The 16,064-nt window shown below is 61.8% G+C and carries 18 protein-coding genes and 1 pseudogene; 11 read left to right on the forward strand and 8 right to left on the reverse strand.

Translation table 11 applies throughout. From position 1 onward, the window contains the following. Positions 1–436: pseudogene (locus AYK65_RS08815) on the reverse strand (OmpA family protein); the annotation flags it as partial. Positions 437–842: 406 nt separating this feature from the next. On the opposite strand from AYK65_RS08815, the gene AYK65_RS08820 reads away from it, so the two are divergent. The 4 genes from AYK65_RS08820 to AYK65_RS08835 all read left to right on the forward strand — a co-directional run bounded on the left by AYK65_RS08820 (position 843) and on the right by AYK65_RS08835 (position 3,884). Then, on the forward strand, positions 843–1,625 hold the full coding sequence (locus AYK65_RS08820) for an ABC transporter substrate-binding protein (protein WP_026613911.1): 783 nt from the start codon (positions 843–845) through the stop codon (positions 1,623–1,625). Positions 1,626–1,789: 164 nt separating this feature from the next. Beyond that, positions 1,790–2,593: an ABC transporter permease gene (locus tag AYK65_RS08825; protein ID WP_046120714.1), complete on the forward strand. Its 804-nt coding sequence runs from the start codon at positions 1,790–1,792 to the stop codon at positions 2,591–2,593. Further along, entirely contained in the window at positions 2,590–3,420 is an 831-nt protein-coding gene (locus tag AYK65_RS08830; protein ID WP_026613909.1) for an ABC transporter permease, read from the forward strand. Before AYK65_RS08825 ends, AYK65_RS08830 begins: the two co-directional genes overlap by 4 nt. 197 nt (positions 3,421–3,617) lie before the next feature. After that, a complete protein-coding gene (locus AYK65_RS08835; RefSeq protein WP_026613908.1) occupies positions 3,618–3,884 on the forward strand; it encodes an usg protein in 267 nt (88 codons plus the stop codon). Between the two features lie 129 nt (positions 3,885–4,013). Here AYK65_RS08835 and AYK65_RS08840 read toward each other — a convergent pair whose 3' ends face one another. Further along, positions 4,014–4,718 (reverse strand): SDR family oxidoreductase, encoded by a 705-nt coding sequence (locus AYK65_RS08840; protein ID WP_046120713.1) that lies wholly within the window; start codon positions 4,716–4,718, stop codon positions 4,014–4,016. Positions 4,719–4,866: 148 nt separating this feature from the next. Next, on the reverse strand, positions 4,867–5,592 hold the full coding sequence (locus tag AYK65_RS08845; RefSeq protein WP_026623000.1) for a DUF2270 domain-containing protein: 726 nt from the start codon (positions 5,590–5,592) through the stop codon (positions 4,867–4,869). A 267-nt stretch (positions 5,593–5,859) separates the two neighbouring features. Here AYK65_RS08845 and AYK65_RS08850 point away from each other — a divergent pair, with 267 nt between their 5' ends. From AYK65_RS08850 to AYK65_RS08860, 3 genes are all read left to right on the forward strand, one after another. Then, on the forward strand, positions 5,860–6,687 hold the full coding sequence (locus AYK65_RS08850) for a class I SAM-dependent DNA methyltransferase (RefSeq protein ID WP_046120712.1): 828 nt from the start codon (positions 5,860–5,862) through the stop codon (positions 6,685–6,687). A gap of 69 nt (positions 6,688–6,756) precedes the next feature. Then, positions 6,757–7,626: an NAD(P)-dependent oxidoreductase gene (locus AYK65_RS08855; RefSeq protein WP_046120863.1), complete on the forward strand. Its 870-nt coding sequence runs from the start codon at positions 6,757–6,759 to the stop codon at positions 7,624–7,626. Continuing rightward, a complete protein-coding gene (locus AYK65_RS08860) occupies positions 7,623–8,321 on the forward strand; it encodes a DNA alkylation repair protein (protein WP_046120710.1) in 699 nt (232 codons plus the stop codon). Before AYK65_RS08855 ends, AYK65_RS08860 begins: the two co-directional genes overlap by 4 nt. Before the next feature lie 111 nt (positions 8,322–8,432). Here the strand turns inward: AYK65_RS08860 and AYK65_RS08865 are convergent, their stop codons facing one another. The 3 genes from AYK65_RS08865 to AYK65_RS08875 form a co-directional block, all read right to left on the reverse strand. Then, positions 8,433–8,921: an Lrp/AsnC family transcriptional regulator gene (locus AYK65_RS08865; protein ID WP_026613901.1), complete on the reverse strand. Its 489-nt coding sequence runs from the start codon at positions 8,919–8,921 to the stop codon at positions 8,433–8,435. A gap of 64 nt (positions 8,922–8,985) precedes the next feature. Further along, entirely contained in the window at positions 8,986–9,624 is a 639-nt protein-coding gene (locus AYK65_RS08870; RefSeq protein WP_081158193.1) for a uracil-DNA glycosylase family protein, read from the reverse strand. Next, on the reverse strand, positions 9,617–10,342 hold the full coding sequence (locus AYK65_RS08875; RefSeq protein WP_026613899.1) for a thermonuclease family protein: 726 nt from the start codon (positions 10,340–10,342) through the stop codon (positions 9,617–9,619). Before AYK65_RS08875 ends, AYK65_RS08870 begins: the two co-directional genes overlap by 8 nt. A 133-nt stretch (positions 10,343–10,475) precedes the next feature. Here AYK65_RS08875 and AYK65_RS08880 point away from each other — a divergent pair, with 133 nt between their 5' ends. After that, positions 10,476–12,011, forward strand: a complete 1,536-nt coding sequence (locus AYK65_RS08880; RefSeq protein WP_081158209.1) for a sensor histidine kinase — start codon at positions 10,476–10,478, stop codon at positions 12,009–12,011. Positions 12,012–12,135: 124 nt separating this feature from the next. Here the strand turns inward: AYK65_RS08880 and AYK65_RS08885 are convergent, their stop codons facing one another. Both AYK65_RS08885 and cobT read right to left on the reverse strand, forming a co-directional pair. After that, positions 12,136–12,549, reverse strand: coding sequence for a diacylglycerol kinase (locus tag AYK65_RS08885; protein WP_046121024.1), 414 nt, complete (start codon positions 12,547–12,549; stop codon positions 12,136–12,138). A 282-nt stretch (positions 12,550–12,831) separates the two neighbouring features. Beyond that, positions 12,832–13,848, reverse strand: a complete 1,017-nt coding sequence (gene cobT / locus AYK65_RS08890) for a nicotinate-nucleotide--dimethylbenzimidazole phosphoribosyltransferase (RefSeq protein WP_046120861.1) — start codon at positions 13,846–13,848, stop codon at positions 12,832–12,834. A 141-nt stretch (positions 13,849–13,989) separates the two neighbouring features. On the opposite strand from cobT, the gene AYK65_RS08895 reads away from it, so the two are divergent. The 3 genes from AYK65_RS08895 (at position 13,990) to AYK65_RS08905 (ending at position 15,850) form a co-directional block, all read left to right on the forward strand. After that, positions 13,990–14,778 (forward strand): adenosylcobinamide-GDP ribazoletransferase, encoded by a 789-nt coding sequence (locus AYK65_RS08895; RefSeq protein ID WP_046120860.1) that lies wholly within the window; start codon positions 13,990–13,992, stop codon positions 14,776–14,778. 152 nt (positions 14,779–14,930) lie between these two features. Further along, entirely contained in the window at positions 14,931–15,152 is a 222-nt protein-coding gene (locus AYK65_RS08900) for a DUF1289 domain-containing protein (RefSeq protein WP_046120859.1), read from the forward strand. Next, positions 15,149–15,850, forward strand: a complete 702-nt coding sequence (locus AYK65_RS08905; RefSeq protein WP_046120858.1) for a TIGR02281 family clan AA aspartic protease — start codon at positions 15,149–15,151, stop codon at positions 15,848–15,850. The genes AYK65_RS08900 and AYK65_RS08905 overlap by 4 nt, the downstream gene beginning before the upstream one ends. Positions 15,851–16,064 lie beyond the last annotated feature (214 nt).

Consider the following 16,064-nt stretch of genomic DNA (forward strand, 5'->3'; position numbering starts at 1 on the left):
CTGCGGAGCGGCCTCCTCGGCAGCGCGCTGCTGCTCTTCGGCCTGCTGCTGGCGTTTCTTGCGCCTTGGCGTTTCCTGCTCTTCAGCCTGCTGCGGAGCGGCCTCCTCGTCTGGGAGTTTCCTGCTCTTCAGCCTGCTGCGGAGCGGCCTCCTCGGCGGCCGGCTGCTGCTCTTCGGCCTGCTGCTGGCGCTTCTTGCGCCTTGGCGTTTCCTGCTCTTCGGCCTGCGGCTGCTGCTCTTCTGCCTGGCCCTGAGATTCTTCCTCAGCCGCGCGCTGCTTTCGCTGCTGCAGCAGCAATTCCTCCTCCGAGAGCTGGCCTTCCTGCGCAACTTCGAACGGCTTCATCAAGCTCTCGGCGAGCACGGGCTGCACCGACAGCGAGGCCGAAAGTACGGGCAAGGCGACCGTTGCGAAAAGTTTGGATCGAATAGACATTATATCCCTTCCTCTTATCAGAGGTCCCGACGCCGTCGCGCGCATCGCACTCCCTGCGCCTCGAGCGCTGTGGCATCCTCGTCACGGGCCATGATCCGCGGTTCCGACTTTTTTGTGACAGTCGAAAATGTGTAGCCGCAACGCGGCAGCCGCGGATCGGTTCCGCTCCAAGGCCTATCGAAACCGACATTAACCCTACGTGAACGGGCTGTTCATCTTCACACGCAACCATCGGGAGGAAGCGACGGAAGACGATTCGCGCAAAGCGGTGGGCAGCGCCGCTTTCCTGTTGATTTTTGCTGGAAAAACGTACGAATATCGCGCCAACCGGCGGCGCAGGCCCCGGCTCTATTTGGCATCCGCGAAAGAAGAAAAAACGGATGCCGAGCCAACAGAGAGGATAATCATGCGTATTTCCAGACGGCTGGCAGTCGCCGCTTCGGCTGCCGTTTTCGCCCTCATGGCCGGCGCGGCGATGGCGGAAGGCGAGAAGATCGTGATCGGCACCGAAGGCGCCTACCCGCCCTTCAACAACCTTGAAGCCGACGGCACGCTGACCGGCTTCGACATCGACATCGCGAAGGCACTTTGCGAGGAGATGAAGGCCGAATGCACCTTCGTGACCCAGGACTGGGAAGGCATCATTCCCGCGTTGATCGCCAAGAAGTTCGACGCCATTGTCGCTTCCATGTCGATCACCGAGGAGCGCAAGCAGCAGGTCGACTTTACCAAAAAATACTACAACACGCCGCCGGCAATCGCCGTGCCGAAGGATTCGCCGATCACCGAGGCAACGGCTGCCGCGCTCGAAGGCAAGGTGCTCGGCGCACAGGCGTCCACCACCCACTCCAACTACGCCGAAGCGCATATGAAGGGAGCTGAGCTGAAGCTCTATCCAACGGCTGACGAGTACAAGCTCGACGTCGCCAACGGCCGTGTGGATGCCGTCATCGACGATGTCGTCGTGCTTTCCGAATGGCTGAAGACCGAGGACGGGGCTTGCTGCAAGCTGCTTGGCACCCTGCCGGTCGACCCGGTCATCAACGGCGAAGGCGCAGGCATTGCTGTTCGCAAGGGCGACGACGCGCTTCGCGAGAAGCTCAACACGGCGATCGACGCCATCCGCGCGAACGGCAAATACAAGGAGATCAACGAAAAGTACTTCCCGTTCGACGTCTACGGCAGCTAACCGTAGCGAAATCCGGCGCGGTTTTCCGCGTTCATACCGGGAAAAGCTCGATTGATGCAGAAAATGCAACGGCGGATGGGCTTGCCCTTCCGCCGTTTTTGTTTGACAAGGAACCTCAAAAATAAGCGTCGTTGGCGCAAAGAACGTTAGGGGAATTTCTTGGCATGAGCGGAGTGTTCGCCGCCATTTATTCCGGTCTCGCCTGGATCGGATCGATCGTTGATCCTCTTTGCGGACCCATCGGGGTCTTTCGCTGGTTTGCCTCGGGAACGCTTTTCGCCTGCGGCGACACGGGCTGGGGCGATGAGATCGCCTATGGTTTCCTGGTAACGGCCAGTCTCGCCATCGCAACGCTGCCCGTCGGCCTTGTGATCGGCTTCTTCATCGCGCTGGGGAAGCAATCGGAGGAAAAATCGCTGCGACTGGCGGGCAACATCTACACGACGATCTTCCGCGGCCTGCCGGAACTCCTGACGCTCTTCATCGTCTATTACGGCCTGCAGATACTGGTGCAGCAGTTTCTCGCGACGCTCGGCTACGAGGGCCCGATCGAGATCAATGCCTTTGTCGCCGGCATGATCGCGCTGGGCGTGGTCTTCTCGGCCTATTGCTCCGAGGTATTGCTCTCCGCCTTCAAGGCCATTCCGCAAGGCCAATACGAGGCCGGCGATGCGCTCGGCTTCCACCGCGGCCAGACAATGCGCCTCATCGTCCTGCCGCAGCTCATACGCATCGCCCTTCCCGGTCTCGGCAATCTCTGGATGGCGCTGCTCAAGGACACGGCCCTCGTCTCGGTCGTCGGCCTTCCCGATATTCTCCGCCAGACGGGCATAGCAGCCCGCGTGACGAAGCAGGCCTTTCAGTTCTTCGGCGTCGCCTGCATCCTCTTCCTGATCCTGGCTATGATTTCGTCCGTCCTATTCTCGGCGCTCGAGCGCTCCACCAAACGCGCGGAGATGAGCCGATGAGCATTGCCGAAACGATGATCCCGCCACAGGCTCCGCCACCCGCCCCGCCGAAGCCCTACACGCTCTCGCGTTTTTTCGGCAGCGTCTTCCTCGGCGTCTGGCTGGCGCTCGGCGTCGGCATCTTCCTGACGATCGCCAATGGTTGGGATCCGGAAAAATTCTCGCGTTACGGACCGAGCTTCCTGTCCGGCCTCGGGGTGACGCTGACGCTTGTCGTCTCCTCGATTCTCATGGGAGCCGTCCTATCGTTTCCCGTGGCGCTCGGACGCATGTCGAAGAACAGGCTTTGGTCTTGGCTTGCCTATGCTTACGTCTATTTCTTCCGCGGCACGCCCCTGATCACCCAGCTCTTCCTCGTCTATTACGGACTCGGCAGCTTCCGGCCGCAGCTCGAATCGATCGGGCTGTGGTGGTTCTTCCGCGATGCCTGGAACTGCGCGCTCTTCACCTTCACATTGAACACCGCCGCCTATCAGGCCGAGATCCTGCGCGGGGCCATTCAAAGCGTGTCGCGCGGTCAGCACGAGGCCGCGGCCGCGCTCGGCTTGCCGGAGCGCGTCGCCTTCTTCAAGATCATCCTGCCGCAGGCGATGATCGTGGCGCTCCGCCCCTATGGCAACGAAATCATCCTGATGATCAAGGGCTCGGCGATCGTTGCGATCGTTACCGTCTTCGATCTCATGGGCGAGACGCGACGCGCCTTCTCCCGCACCTTCGACTACCAGATGTATGTCTGGGCGGCGGTGCTATACTTGTTCATGGTGGAATTGCTGCGCAACATCTGGGCCTGGCTCGAAGCGCGATTGACGCGCCACCTGAAGCGTTGAGCGGGCGCGCGGCTGTCGTTTCCCGGATCATTGCCGGCCGACTGAACGGCATGAGAGGCTTGGCAGCACTCGCCCCTTAGTGCTGACAAACCTTTGTTATTTCACGAGAATTTTGACTTAATTGCGAATATTAGGGCTTGATTAAGGAATCCAGCGCTTCATCATAGAGACCACCCTTTGCAAAAAGTGAGGTCCGAATGACGAACGACATGGAACTGCAGCTCAAGGGTTACGGCCTGACGACGGCCCAGATACTTTATCGAATGCCCGACCACCCGGCTCTCCTGCAGACCTATATCTGGCAGCACTACGACATCGCACCGGATTTTCCGGAAATGCGCAGCTTCCTGAAATTCTGGCAGGAGAAGCTGGACGGACCGTTGCATTCGGTACGCTACGTGCACCGTAAGCTCATCTCCGCGACCGAATGGCGCGCCCTCAAGGGCGAGTTCGTCCTCCATTGATGAGAAAGCGCTCTGCAGAGTGGGGTTAGGAAAACTGCGCGCTCTCGCCTATGTCCCGCGTCGCGGCGAAAGAAGTCGACCCATGAATCTTGCGCCGACTCCACTCGAACTCATGACGAGCAGAAATTATCACACCGACCGCGTTATGCCGCCATCGATGCGGATGTTCTGGCCCGTGATATAGCCTCCGCGATCGGTCGCAAGCAGAGCGATCAGTTCGGCCACCTCCTCCGACCTCCCGTACCGCCCCATCGGAATTCGCTCTCGGCGCTCCTCCGTCTCCGGCAGGCTATCGATAAAGCCCGGCAGGACGTTGTTCATGCGCACATTGTCGACCGCATATCGGTCCGCAAAGAGCTTGGTGAAGGCAGCGAGGCCGGAACGAAAGACGCCCGAAGTCGGAAACAGCGGATCAGGTTCAAAGACGGCATAGGTAGAGATGTTGACGATGCTGCCGGATTTTTGCTCGACCATGATCGGCGTGACGAGCCTGGTCGGCCTCACGACGTTAAGGAAATAGACCTCCATCCCCCTATGCCAGTCCTCGTCGGTGAGTTCCAGTACCGGAGCGCGTGGCCCATGTCCGGCCGAATTGATGAGCGCGTCCACCCGCCCCCAAGCGTCGTAAGCCGAATCGACCAGCCGCTTAAAATCGTCGCTCGACTGGTTCGATCCGGTGACGCCGATGCCGCCGAGTTCTTTCGCCAGAGCCTCGCCCTTGCCGGACGAGGACAGGATAGCGACGCGGAAACCCTCCGCTGCCATCCTCCGCGCTGCAACGGCGCCCATGCCGGAACCGCCGGCGGTAATGATTGCTACCTTCTGTTCACTCATCGTACATCCTACTCAAATATCGCCGTTTTGATTGGCTGCCGGCAAAGTTCACCCGCACGACCGCAGTTGAAGCAGCCTCTCGCGCCGGCATCAAACGAGAATTTCTGATCACCGCATCAAGAACGCCCATCTACAGCCGCGACGGCCGTCAGACATGCACCTCGCCGTGAGCCAACTCACCGGCTCCAGGCTCCTTGCGCAGAGAGCCATAGAGAACCGCCGCGTAGAATAGCGCGACCCCGATCATCACCGCCCAACCGGGTACCACACCGAGAGCCGCATTCTCCGTCACATCGGCCCAGGAGCGGACATGCCCGAAGGGCTCGCCGTTGGTCGACATCTTTGGCGAGGAGATCTTCAGCGCCCAAGCCAAGAGCAGTATCAGGTACATCCAGCAATAGTTGCGCTGCAGCCGCCGACAGACGGCCTCCTTATAGCTCATCAGGAAAGCCGGCCGGCGCAGGCTGGCGGCTATCGACACGGACCACTTGAAGGTCGGCGTGCCTTCGGGGCAAAGAATCTGAGCGAAATAACCGCGCTCGAGCTGGCGCACCCGGGCGCGATAGACGTCGAAGAAACGGTAGCGCCGTGCCTCTATCAAGAGCAGCAAGGTAATGAGCAATACGGCGAAGAGCAGGACGCCATGGTGCGACGATGGTGTCGAAAGCGAAACGGACAGCATCGCCGCGACCACCGTGATCGCCCAGTTCGAGGTTCGGTCTATACGATCCCGCCAACCGGCCATCCGCCCCATTTCGCCGCGATAATAATGGACGATCGTGTTGATCGTCTCCTGCGAGCTCTGAGGCAGAGGCGGACCCTGCCGCTCCGGCATCTCCGTTTCCAATGTCAGCGGGCTCAAGTCAGCAGTCATCGGCATTCCTCCCGATTTCTCACTGTTTTCGCGGATGATGACTCCTTTCCCATCGACGATAAATGCCGCTGCGCCCCCACCTAGTCGATTTTTTTACCGAACGCTCAATGTTCGCTTTACGTTCCAGTGTTACAGGGCCGTTCCGCCCCGAAGCCTATCGCCGCTTCCGCGGGAAATGGAGTATTATTCAACGACATCGGTCACTTATGCAGGGGATCGCCCCCGGCGGCGATTGTCAAAGTCCGCTGGCGGTCGTAAGAAGCGCTCATGACCCAGAAGAGCAAGAAGATCGACGAGGAAGCACTGGCGGCGGCTTATAACCGCGCGCTTTCTCTGGAGAAATCCGGGCACTTCGACGCGGCCGCCGCCGCCTATCGGGAAGTCCTTGAACTCGATCCGGAGGATCACGGCGGCGCCGCGGTTCGGTTGGCTTCGATGGGCCGGGGTGACACGCCGCTCAAGGCGCCGGACGCCTATGTGGTCACACTGTTCGACCAGCATGCCGAGGTTTTCGACAATGTCCTCGTCGACCAGTTGGACTATTGCGTACCGCTCCTCGTTCGTCAGCGAATTCAGGCGCTTGGGCTCGGACCTTTCAAGCGGGTGCTCGATCTCGGCTGCGGCACCGGGCTCACTGGCGGCGCACTGCGCGATATGGCGGAAGACATAACCGGCGTGGATCTCTCGGAGAACATGGTGGAGATTGCCCACGAGAAAGATCTCTATGAGACGCTCTACGTCGCCGAAGCCGTCGATTTCCTCGACGACAATGATGATGAGCCGTTCGACCTGATCGTTGCGACCGACGTCCTGCCCTATATCGGCGCCTTGGAGCCGCTTTTCTTCGGCGCGGTCGACAATCTCGTACCGGGCGGGCTCCTGATCTTCTCCAGCGAGACCCTCCCGGCGGAGGCTTTCGCAGGACGCGGCTACGTCGTCGGCCCACATCAGCGCTTCGCGCATTCAGAGACCTACTTGCGCGACCGCCTGACCGCGACCGGATTCGAAGTGATCGACATCAGCGACATCACCGTTCGTATGGAAGAGGGCGAGCCGACCGCTGGGCAATTGCTTATCGCGCGCTTCAAACCCTGATTGCCGGCGCCTGCTGCCGCGGATATGGTCGGCTAAATCTCTGCCAAAGCAAATGGGAGTCTGCAGGAAATGGCCAAAGTCGCATTCATCGGTCTCGGCGTCATGGGATACCCGATGGCTGGTCATCTCAAGGTCCGCGGTGGGCACGACGTGACCGTCTACAACCGAACCGCCGCGAAGGCGGAACAATGGGCGACTGCGTTCGGCGGGCGCACGGCGGCAACGCCGGCAGAGGCAGCAAAAGATCAGGAGTTCGTTTTCTCCTGCGTCGGCAATGACGACGACCTGCGCTCCGTCACCACCGGCGAAAACGGTGCCTTCGAGACCATAGGCCAGGGGGCGATCTTCATCGACAACACCACGGCCTCGGCTGAAGTTGCTCGCGAGCTTTACTCGGCGGCCCGGGCAAAGGGCGCGCATTTCATCGATGCGCCGGTCTCGGGCGGCCAGGCCGGCGCCGAGAACGGGGTGCTCACGGTCATGTGCGGCGGCGACTCGGAAGCCTTCGACAGGGCAAGGCCCATTATTGATTCCTACGCGCGCATGGTCGGTCTGATGGGCCCCGCCGGTGCCGGCCAGCTCACCAAGATGATCAACCAGATCTGTATCGCCGGTCTCGTGCAAGGCCTCGCCGAGGGCATCCACTTCGGCAAAAGATCTGGCCTCGACATCGAGAAGGTGATCGACGTCATCTCCAAGGGAGCAGCCGGTTCCTGGCAGATGGAAAACCGCTACAAGACCATGAATGCCGGAAAATATGATTTCGGTTTCGCCGTCGACTGGATGCGCAAGGACCTCGATATCGTCCTCGCCGAAGCGCGGCGCAATGGTGCCAAGCTTCCCGTGACTGCCTTGGTGGACCAGTTCTACGCCGATGTGCAGGCGCTCGGCGGCAACCGCTGGGACACCTCGTCGCTGCTTGCCCGGCTCGAGAAGTGACGCTCTCCCCAACATCGACAGCACAAGAAATCATCGATCGCCTGCGCCTGCTCGGATCTGAGGAAAACATCGCCGGCATGGCGCGCTTCGGGATCGCGACCGAAGCGGCGCTCGGCCTTTCAAATGTCGAGCTTCGTCGGATGTCCCGTCAGGTGAAGACAGATCATGCCCGCGCGCTCGAGCTCTGGCGCTCGGGCATCCGAGAAGCGCGCATCCTGGCAGCCTTCACCGCCGATCCCAAGGCTTTGACGCTCGACGAGGCGCGGCGCTGGGCAGGCGACTGCAACTCATGGGAGGTCGTCGATACGCTCGCCGACCTTCTTGTCGGCGCGCGGCACGATCGGGCGCTCGTTCCCGAATTTGCCGCCGACGAGCGGGAATTCGTCCGCCGCCTTGCCTTTGCGATGATCGCCACCGCAGCCGTGCACCTCAAGACCGAACCGCATTCGACGTTTCTGGCGTGGTTACCGCTGATCGAGGCACATGCCGCCGATGACCGCAACTTCGTAAAAAAGGCCGTGAACTGGGCGCTGAGACAAATCGGCAAGCGCAACGCCGCCTGCCACGCGCCGGCTCTGGCGCTTGCGGAAAAACTCGCGGCGAGCGCGGATCGTGCGGCACGATGGACAGGCCGGGACGCGGTGCGCGAACTTAGCGGCAGAAAAGTGCTCTGGCGTCTCGGCCTAGCTGTTTGAGTTGGAGGCTGTACGCCATATGCAGCCGCAAAGATGCGCCAGAGCATTAAATGTTTCAGAGAAATCAGGCGAATAGAGAAGAATTCTCCAAGCTCACTTGAGCGGAAGCAGCTATTCCTCACTGCTCTTTGCCTGGTCGATCACCATATAGTCGAGCGGCAACTGCGTCGTATATTTGATCTGCTCCATGGCGAACGCGGAGGAGACGTCGCGGATCTCGATCTTGGCGATCAGCCGCTTGTAGAATGCATCATAGGCGGCGATGTCGGGCACGACGACGCGCAAGAGATAATCGACATCACCGCTCATGCGGTAAAATTCCACCACTTCCGGAAAATCGGCGACCACCTCGGAGAACCGGCGCAGCCACTCCATGGAGTGCGAATTCGTCCGGACCGACACGAACACGGTGACCTTGGTATTGACCTTCACCGGATCGAGAAGCGCGACACGGCGGCGGATCACGCCATCCTCTTCCATCTTCTGGATGCGTCGCCAGCAAGGCGTGGTCGAAAGACCTACCTTCTTGGCAAGGTCGGCAACAGCCAAGGTCGAGTCTTCCTGCAGAAGGCGCAGGATCTTGCGGTCTAGGCGATCCATGGAAAGTCCTCTCGAATATTTTTTCCTTCATAGCGCGCAATTTGTGAAAATAAAGAAAATTGTTTCATCTTGTGAGCACCCGTATTCTTTCGCGCAGGAAAGGTAGCAATTCAGCCTCGAACCAGGGGTTACGCCGAAGCCACCCGGTGTTGCGCCAGCTCGGATGCGGCATCGGCAACACGGCAGGGTCTTGGTTGCGCTTCACGTAGCGATGCCAGTTGCGCACGGTTTCGGTCATTGATTTCGGACAGTCCTGCCCCAGATGCCAGCGCTGTGCATAATGGCCAACCGCCAGCACCAGCTCGATCTGCGGCATCGCCTCCATGACGCGCTGCCGCCACAGCGGCGCACACTCGCTTCTCGGCGGCAGGTCGCTGCCATCCCTGTCATAGCCGGGAAAGCAGAAGCCCATCGGCACGATGGCGAAGTTCCGCGGATCGTAGAATGCCGCGCGGTCTACCGAGAGCCATTGCCGCAGCCGGTCGCCCGACGCATCGTTGAAGGGAAGGCCGCTTTCGTGCACGCGCAGACCCGGCGCCTGCCCGGCGATGAGGATCCTTGCGGTTGCCGAAAGCACAGCGACGGGCCTCGGCTCGTGCGGTAGCCGGTGATCCGGCCCGCGCGCCGGATCGTCGCGGCACAGGCGGCAGGCCGCAATAGCCGTCCGCAACGCCTTCAGCCGTTCCTCCCCGCTGTCAACCACCTAAGATCCTTGCCGCAATCGCGCTTACCTGCTCCTCGAGCCACCGGGTGATGAGCTCCAGCCAGTCGCCTGCCAGATGCGGTGACTCGTCGGCCTTTCCGTTCGAGCGCCGCCATTCCTGCGGCCTTATGAAATCGCCTTCCCAGAGACCCGCTTTTTCGCCTCTCGCCGCTTCCTCTTCGTCGCGATAAAGGCCGTAGCTCACGGCGTGACCGGAGAGAACCATTTCCCGACCGATATCGCGTCCGTCCGCTTCGCAGACACCAAGCTCCCGTCCATAGCGATCGCGACCGTGGAGCCGACACGCCGTTGTCGCTCCCTCGATCAGCCTCTTCAGCCGCAGACGCGCTTCTGCACCGCAATCCCAAACGGCCTCGCCGCGCCCGCAGGTCTGGCCGATTTCGGGAGCATCGATGCCTTCGAGCCGTATGCGGCGCCCGTTAATTCGCAAGCTGTCGCCGTCGCTCGCCGAGGCCGAGCCGCGCAATTGCCCGGTCACGGGCGGTTCCGGCGGCGGCAGCTTCGCGGCTACATAGGCACCGATGCTGAGCAGGAAAAGGAAGACCCATCCACTGATCATGCCGGCACGGCCTTGCTGCGCGCGGCGCCGAGGCGGCCCATCGTTCTCCGGCCGGCCAAAGGCAAATCGGCGACCGGAGGGCGTGGGCCTCCCGGCGGAGCCGCCGACAATACGGAACCTTCGATTCTGCGGCTTCACCCGAACGCCTTTTCTTTTCGCGCGATCAAACGCAATCGCGCCACAATGGTTGTCGAATCCTTCATGGAGGGCAGCAACTTCTTAAGGATTGCATCCTAGACTGCAAGCCAAACGAAACCCCCTGCCCATGAGCATGAGCATCGCCGTCAGCACATCGACCGATAAGATCATCGTCGACAAGTCGCGCAACCATCGAAACAAGGCTGTTTCGAAGACGGTGCGCGCGACGCGCCAGCGGCTGCAGACCGGTTCCTCCGCCCCCTCCGGCTTTGAGCGGGAAATGCTCCTGCTTCATATCGACTCCGTCCTGCATGGCGCGATCGCCCTGCCCGTGCTCGTCGCCCTAATTGCGACCACCGGTATCTATCTCTCGGGCGATCCCAGCATTCTTGCCTGGGCGTTCATGATGCTCTCGGCTCATGCGGTCACGATTTTTCTCGCGCGGAAAGCAAAGCGCGAGGACATCGTCGTCGAAAAAGTCGCCAGCTGGCGCCGCCGTTTCCTCGCCGGCCAGGTGTTGATCGGGCTGTGCTGGGCGATCTTTTCCATGCAGGACTGTTCGTCCTGCGGCGAGGTCGTGTCCGGCCTCTTCGAGGGAACGGTGTTGTTCATCGCGCTTGCAGCCACGGCGATGGGTACGTTCCTGCTGCGCAATGCCCTTTTTTACACGTTCCTGCCGGTCGTCGCGGCGCTCGGTTTCTCGTCGTTGACGGCCGCCGATCCCGTTCACATCGGTTTGACCGGCATCCTCTCGCTCTCGCTCGTTTTCCTCGCCTTCATGACCGATCGTATGAATCGTGCGAATGTGCACATTCTGTCGGTCCAGTCGGAGAAGGACGATCTCATTGCCGAGCTCGAAGTCGCGAAATCCATGTCCGACGAGGCCCGCCGCCGCGCCGAAGAGGCCAACCTCGCCAAATCCCGCTTCCTCGCTTCGATGTCGCATGAGCTCCGGACTCCGCTCAACGCCATTCTCGGCTTCTCCGAGGTGATGTCGAGCGAAGTGTTGGGGCCGCTCAACAACCCCACCTACAAGGAATATACGGCGGACATTCACCGCTCGGGCGAGCACCTCCTGAATCTCATCAACGAAATCCTCGACCTTTCGCGCATCGAGGCCGGCAGGTACGAACTCAACGAGGAGGCAGTCAGTCTCGTCGACATCGCTGACGATTGCATCGGCATGGTGCAGCTTCGTGCCCGCGGCAAGAACATCGCGTTCTCGCAGCAGTTCGAGCAAGGGATGCCGGCCGTCTGGGTCGACGAGAAGGCGATGCGTCAGGTTACGCTCAATCTCCTGTCGAATGCCGTCAAGTTCACGCCCTCGGGCGGCGAGATCGCAGTGAAGGTAGGTTGGACGGCCGGCGGCGGGCAATACCTGTCCATCAAGGACAATGGGCCTGGCATTCCGGAAGAGGAAATTCCGATCGTCCTCTCCGCCTTCGGTCAGGGCTCGATCGCCATCAAAAGCGCGGAACAGGGCACCGGTCTTGGCCTGCCGATCGTGCAGGCGATCCTTGCCAAGCATAACGGCCAGTTCATTCTGCGCTCGAAGCTCAGGGAAGGCACCGAGGCGATCGCCATCCTGCCGTCCCGCCGCGTGCTGCAGAGCCTGCCGCCCGTCGAGGACGTTCCCTCGCCCGCCCGCCGGCGCAAGAGCTTTGCCTAATGCATGTCGCCCAAAAGTGTGCAGCGGTTTGGGACAACGACATGCACAAAAACAAGGACCAGAAGCGCGCCGCATGAATTTCGCGCTTTAGATTCGCGGGACGCGGACCGGGTTGACGCGACCGTCAGTCCAGAAACCGGGCGAGAAACACCACGTAGAGGGCATAGACGCCATTCGCCACGATCAGGCAGAGGCAGGCAAACGAGCCGAGATCCTTGGCGTGCTTGCCCATGTCGGAGATTTCCGGCGAGACGCGGTCGACGATCTCTTCGATCGCTGTGTTGATCGCTTCGAAGGCCATCATCAGCAGGAACAGGATGGCCATGGCGACGTATTGAAAGAGCGTCGCACCGGCGAGCACGAAGGCCACCATGGCCACGCCGAAAGCGATGAGCTCGTGCCGGAAGGCCGCCTCGCCGATCAGCCGCTTCGCGCCGCCGAAGGAATAGCTCGCTGCCGCAAAGAGGTGCCGGATGCCCGTATGCTTGTTGAGGGGTCCGGTCTGGCCGTTGCGGGGGCTGGTGTTCTTGGCGTCCATGTCGTCTCGCGGGCTTGGCATGCGCAGCTTCGACAATCTGATTGAGGCGAATGCGAGGCGACGTCGGCTACGGCTCTCGCCACCCGGCATCAGAGATTCGGCCTCAGACAGAATGCTCCGGCGCCTCCCGATATGCGAGAAGCGGCCCCGCATCAAGACCTGCAGGACGCGAGAATAGCACGCCAGACAGCCGATCGACAGCAAGGTGCGCTGCGGGCGTAGACAATAGCCAGCATCGCCCTTGCCGTTTTGAGTTCGAGGCGCCCGCCTTATGCGCCACCTTCAGCTCTTGTTGCTGACGCCGGCCTGCGCGAAGGTCGCCATGCCGCTGTGGCAGGCAGCGGCCGCCTTGACGATACCGGCGGCAAGTGCTGCGCCGGTGCCCTCCCCGAGCCGCATGCCGAGCGCCAGCAGCGGTGTCTTGCCGAGCTTCTCGATCGCGCGGATGTGCCCCGGCTCGCCTGAAACATGGCCGATGAGGCAATGGTCCAGAGCGGCCGAATTGGCCGCCTTGAGGATTGCCGCCGCTGCCGTCGCGACGTAACCGTCGATAATGACGGGCACCTTCTGCATGCGCGCGGCGAGGATGGCACCGGCCATGGCCGCGATCTCGCGGCCACCGAGCCGACGCATCAGCTCGAGCGGGTCGGAAAGATGGTCTCTATGCAGCGCCACGGCCTTTTCGACGGCGGCGATCTTGCGCCTGAGCACCTCTCCCTCCGAGCCTGTGCCCGGGCCGACCCACTCCTCCGCCGTGCCGCCATAGAGGCCGAGATTGATCGCGGCCGCTATCGTCGTGTTGCCGATGCCCATTTCGCCGATGCAGAGCAGATCCGTGCCGCCGGCGATCGCCTCCATGCCGAAGGCCATGGTCGCGGCGCAATCGCGCTCGGAAAGGGCCGCTTCCTCGGTGATGTCGCCCGTCGGATAGTCGAGCGCCAGGTCGAAGACCTTGAGGCCGAGATCATGCGTCACGCAGATCTGGTTGATGGCGGCCCCGCCGGCAGCGAAGTTCTCCACCATCTGCGCCGTTACCGACGACGGAAAGGGCGTAACGCCCTGCCGGGTCACCCCATGATTGCCGGCGAAGATCGCGACGAGCGGCCGGTTGACCGCGGGCGCGCGTCCCGTCCAGGCGGCGAGCCAGAAAGCGATTTCCTCGAGACGCCCGAGCGCGCCCGGCGGCTTCGTCAATTGGGCATCCCGCTCGCGCGCCGCAACGAGCGCCGCCGAATCTGGCCCAGGCAGGTTGCGCAGCAATTCACGGAAATCATCAAACGGCAGGCCGCTGGCACTCATGGGCAATCCTTGCATCTCTCAAATCGTCGGTCGGGCTCGTCATAGAGACTGACACCGCCCGCGGCAACGGCATTTGCGCCAATTGCTGTCGTCGGCGCATGATCCGCCGGAGGCTCTGCGATTCGGAGCCACGGAGACGAAATGGCATATATCCGCGATCTCTTCGACGACGTAGCGCGCTCGGTAGCATTCCTGAGCCGTGTTCCCATGCCCAGCCGGCATTTCCTCGATCACGACGACCGGCTCAGCCGTGCCGTGCGCGCGTTCCCTCTCGCCGGCATATTGATCGCCTTCCCGGCAGCCGTCTCTGCCGCGCTGCTGAGCGCGCTCGGCGCGAGCTCGCTCTTCACCGCCTTTGTCGTCGTCGCCGTGCAAGTCCTCGTCACCGGCGCGCTGCACGAGGATGGTCTCAGCGACACGGCGGACGGCTTCGGCGGCGGCCGCGATCGCGAACGCACGCTCGCGATCATGAAGGACAGCCGCATCGGTACCTATGGCGCCGTGGCGCTCATCCTTTCCTTCGGCTTCCGCGTCTCCGCGATCGCCTCCTTCCTGCCGCTGCTGACGTCGGTCGCTGCCGGATGTGTGCTTCTTGCCACCGCCGCCCTCAGCCGTGCCGCCATGGTCTGGCACTGGTCGCGCCTGCCGTCCGCACGCAGCGACGGCGTAGCGGCCGCTGCGGGCGTTCCTGAAGCGGGGGCGGTGTCGGTGGCGCTCGGTTCCGGCACCGTCCTTGCGCTTCTCTTGTTCTTCGCGGCCGGGGTTCCGGTGGTCGCGGTCCTGTTGTCGTTTGCGGCCTTCGCGCTCGTCGTGCCAGGCTTTGGCAGGATCGCCGCCCGCAAGCTCGGCGGCCATACGGGCGACACGATCGGCGCCACCCAGCAGCTCGCGGAGATCGCCGTTCTCGGCGCCCTTGCGCTGGCGATCTGAAAGGCCGATATAGTGCATGTCGCCCAAAAATGCGTAGCGGTTTTGGGGCAACGACATGCACAGAAACAAGGACCTAAAGCGCGTCGCATAAACTCGATTGAACTCGACGCGCTCTTGGTTCGAACGAAACAGAACAGGGCACGTCCCGGGCCATGGAATCCCCTTGCATTCTCGTCTGTGCGATCGACGACAGGACCGGCTACTGTTTCGGCTGCGGCCGCACACGTGAGGAAATCGGCTCCTGGACGCTCTACACCGACGCCGAGCGTCACAGCATCATGCTGGCTCTGCCGGAGCGGCTGGAGACCGTGGAGCGCAAGCCGCGGCGGGAAACGCGTCGGACGCGGATGGCGAGAGAACGAAACGGCGCATGAATCGTCTGGTCCTCCTGCTTGCAATTCTCGCCATCGGCCTCGTGCTCCTGATCGTCAATCACGATGCCGGCCAAACTCTCGGCATGAGCAATGACGACTTCGGACAGCTTGTGGCGCTGAGTGCTCTCGCAACGCTATTCGCCGCCGGTATTCTCAGGAGCCGCCGCGGTTTCGGCGAGGGATTGCGCCAGATCGCCATCTGGCTGCTGATCGCGCTCATTCTCGTTTCGATCTACATCTACCGGTTCGAGCTGCAATCCTTTGGCGACCGGCTGCTGGCGGGGCTGTCTCCCGGCAGGGCGATGGTCATCACCGACAGCGAGGGCGAGCAGGAGGTCCTTTTGCAGAAGCGGATCGATGGCCATTTCGCCGCGAATGCGATGATCAACGGTCATGAAGTGAACATGCTCGTCGACACCGGTGCGAGCAGCATCGCGCTTACCTATGAGGATGCCGAGAGGATCGGTCTCGATCCGGCCAATCTCAGCTATCGTGTGACGGTGATGACGGCAAACGGGGCGGCGCTCGCAGCCCCTGTCACACTGGCTCAGATCGCAATCGGCCCCATTCAGCGCCAAAACATCCGCGCTATGGTCGCAGCCGAAGGCAAGCTCGACCGCAGCCTGCTCGGCATGAGCTTCCTCTCGACGCTCGACTTCCTGCAGATGCGCACGGACGAGCTCCGCCTCCGGGATTGACGTCGCACGCAACGGCACCCGTTAGAGCCCGCGGCTAAATGGAAACGTCCTGCCTCGTGCATGTCGCCCAAGACTGTGCAGCGTTTTTGGGCGACGACGTGCACAAAAAGGGGCTCAAAGCGCGTCGCATGAATTCGGTCACTGGCGACGCGCTCTACTGCATGTCTTCTTAAATCGACGTCGAGCTAGGGACAAAGACATGCAGCAATTCAAA

This window comes from Ensifer aridi (assembly GCF_002078505.1).
GTDB classification, from domain to species: domain Bacteria; phylum Pseudomonadota; class Alphaproteobacteria; order Rhizobiales; family Rhizobiaceae; genus Sinorhizobium; species Sinorhizobium aridi.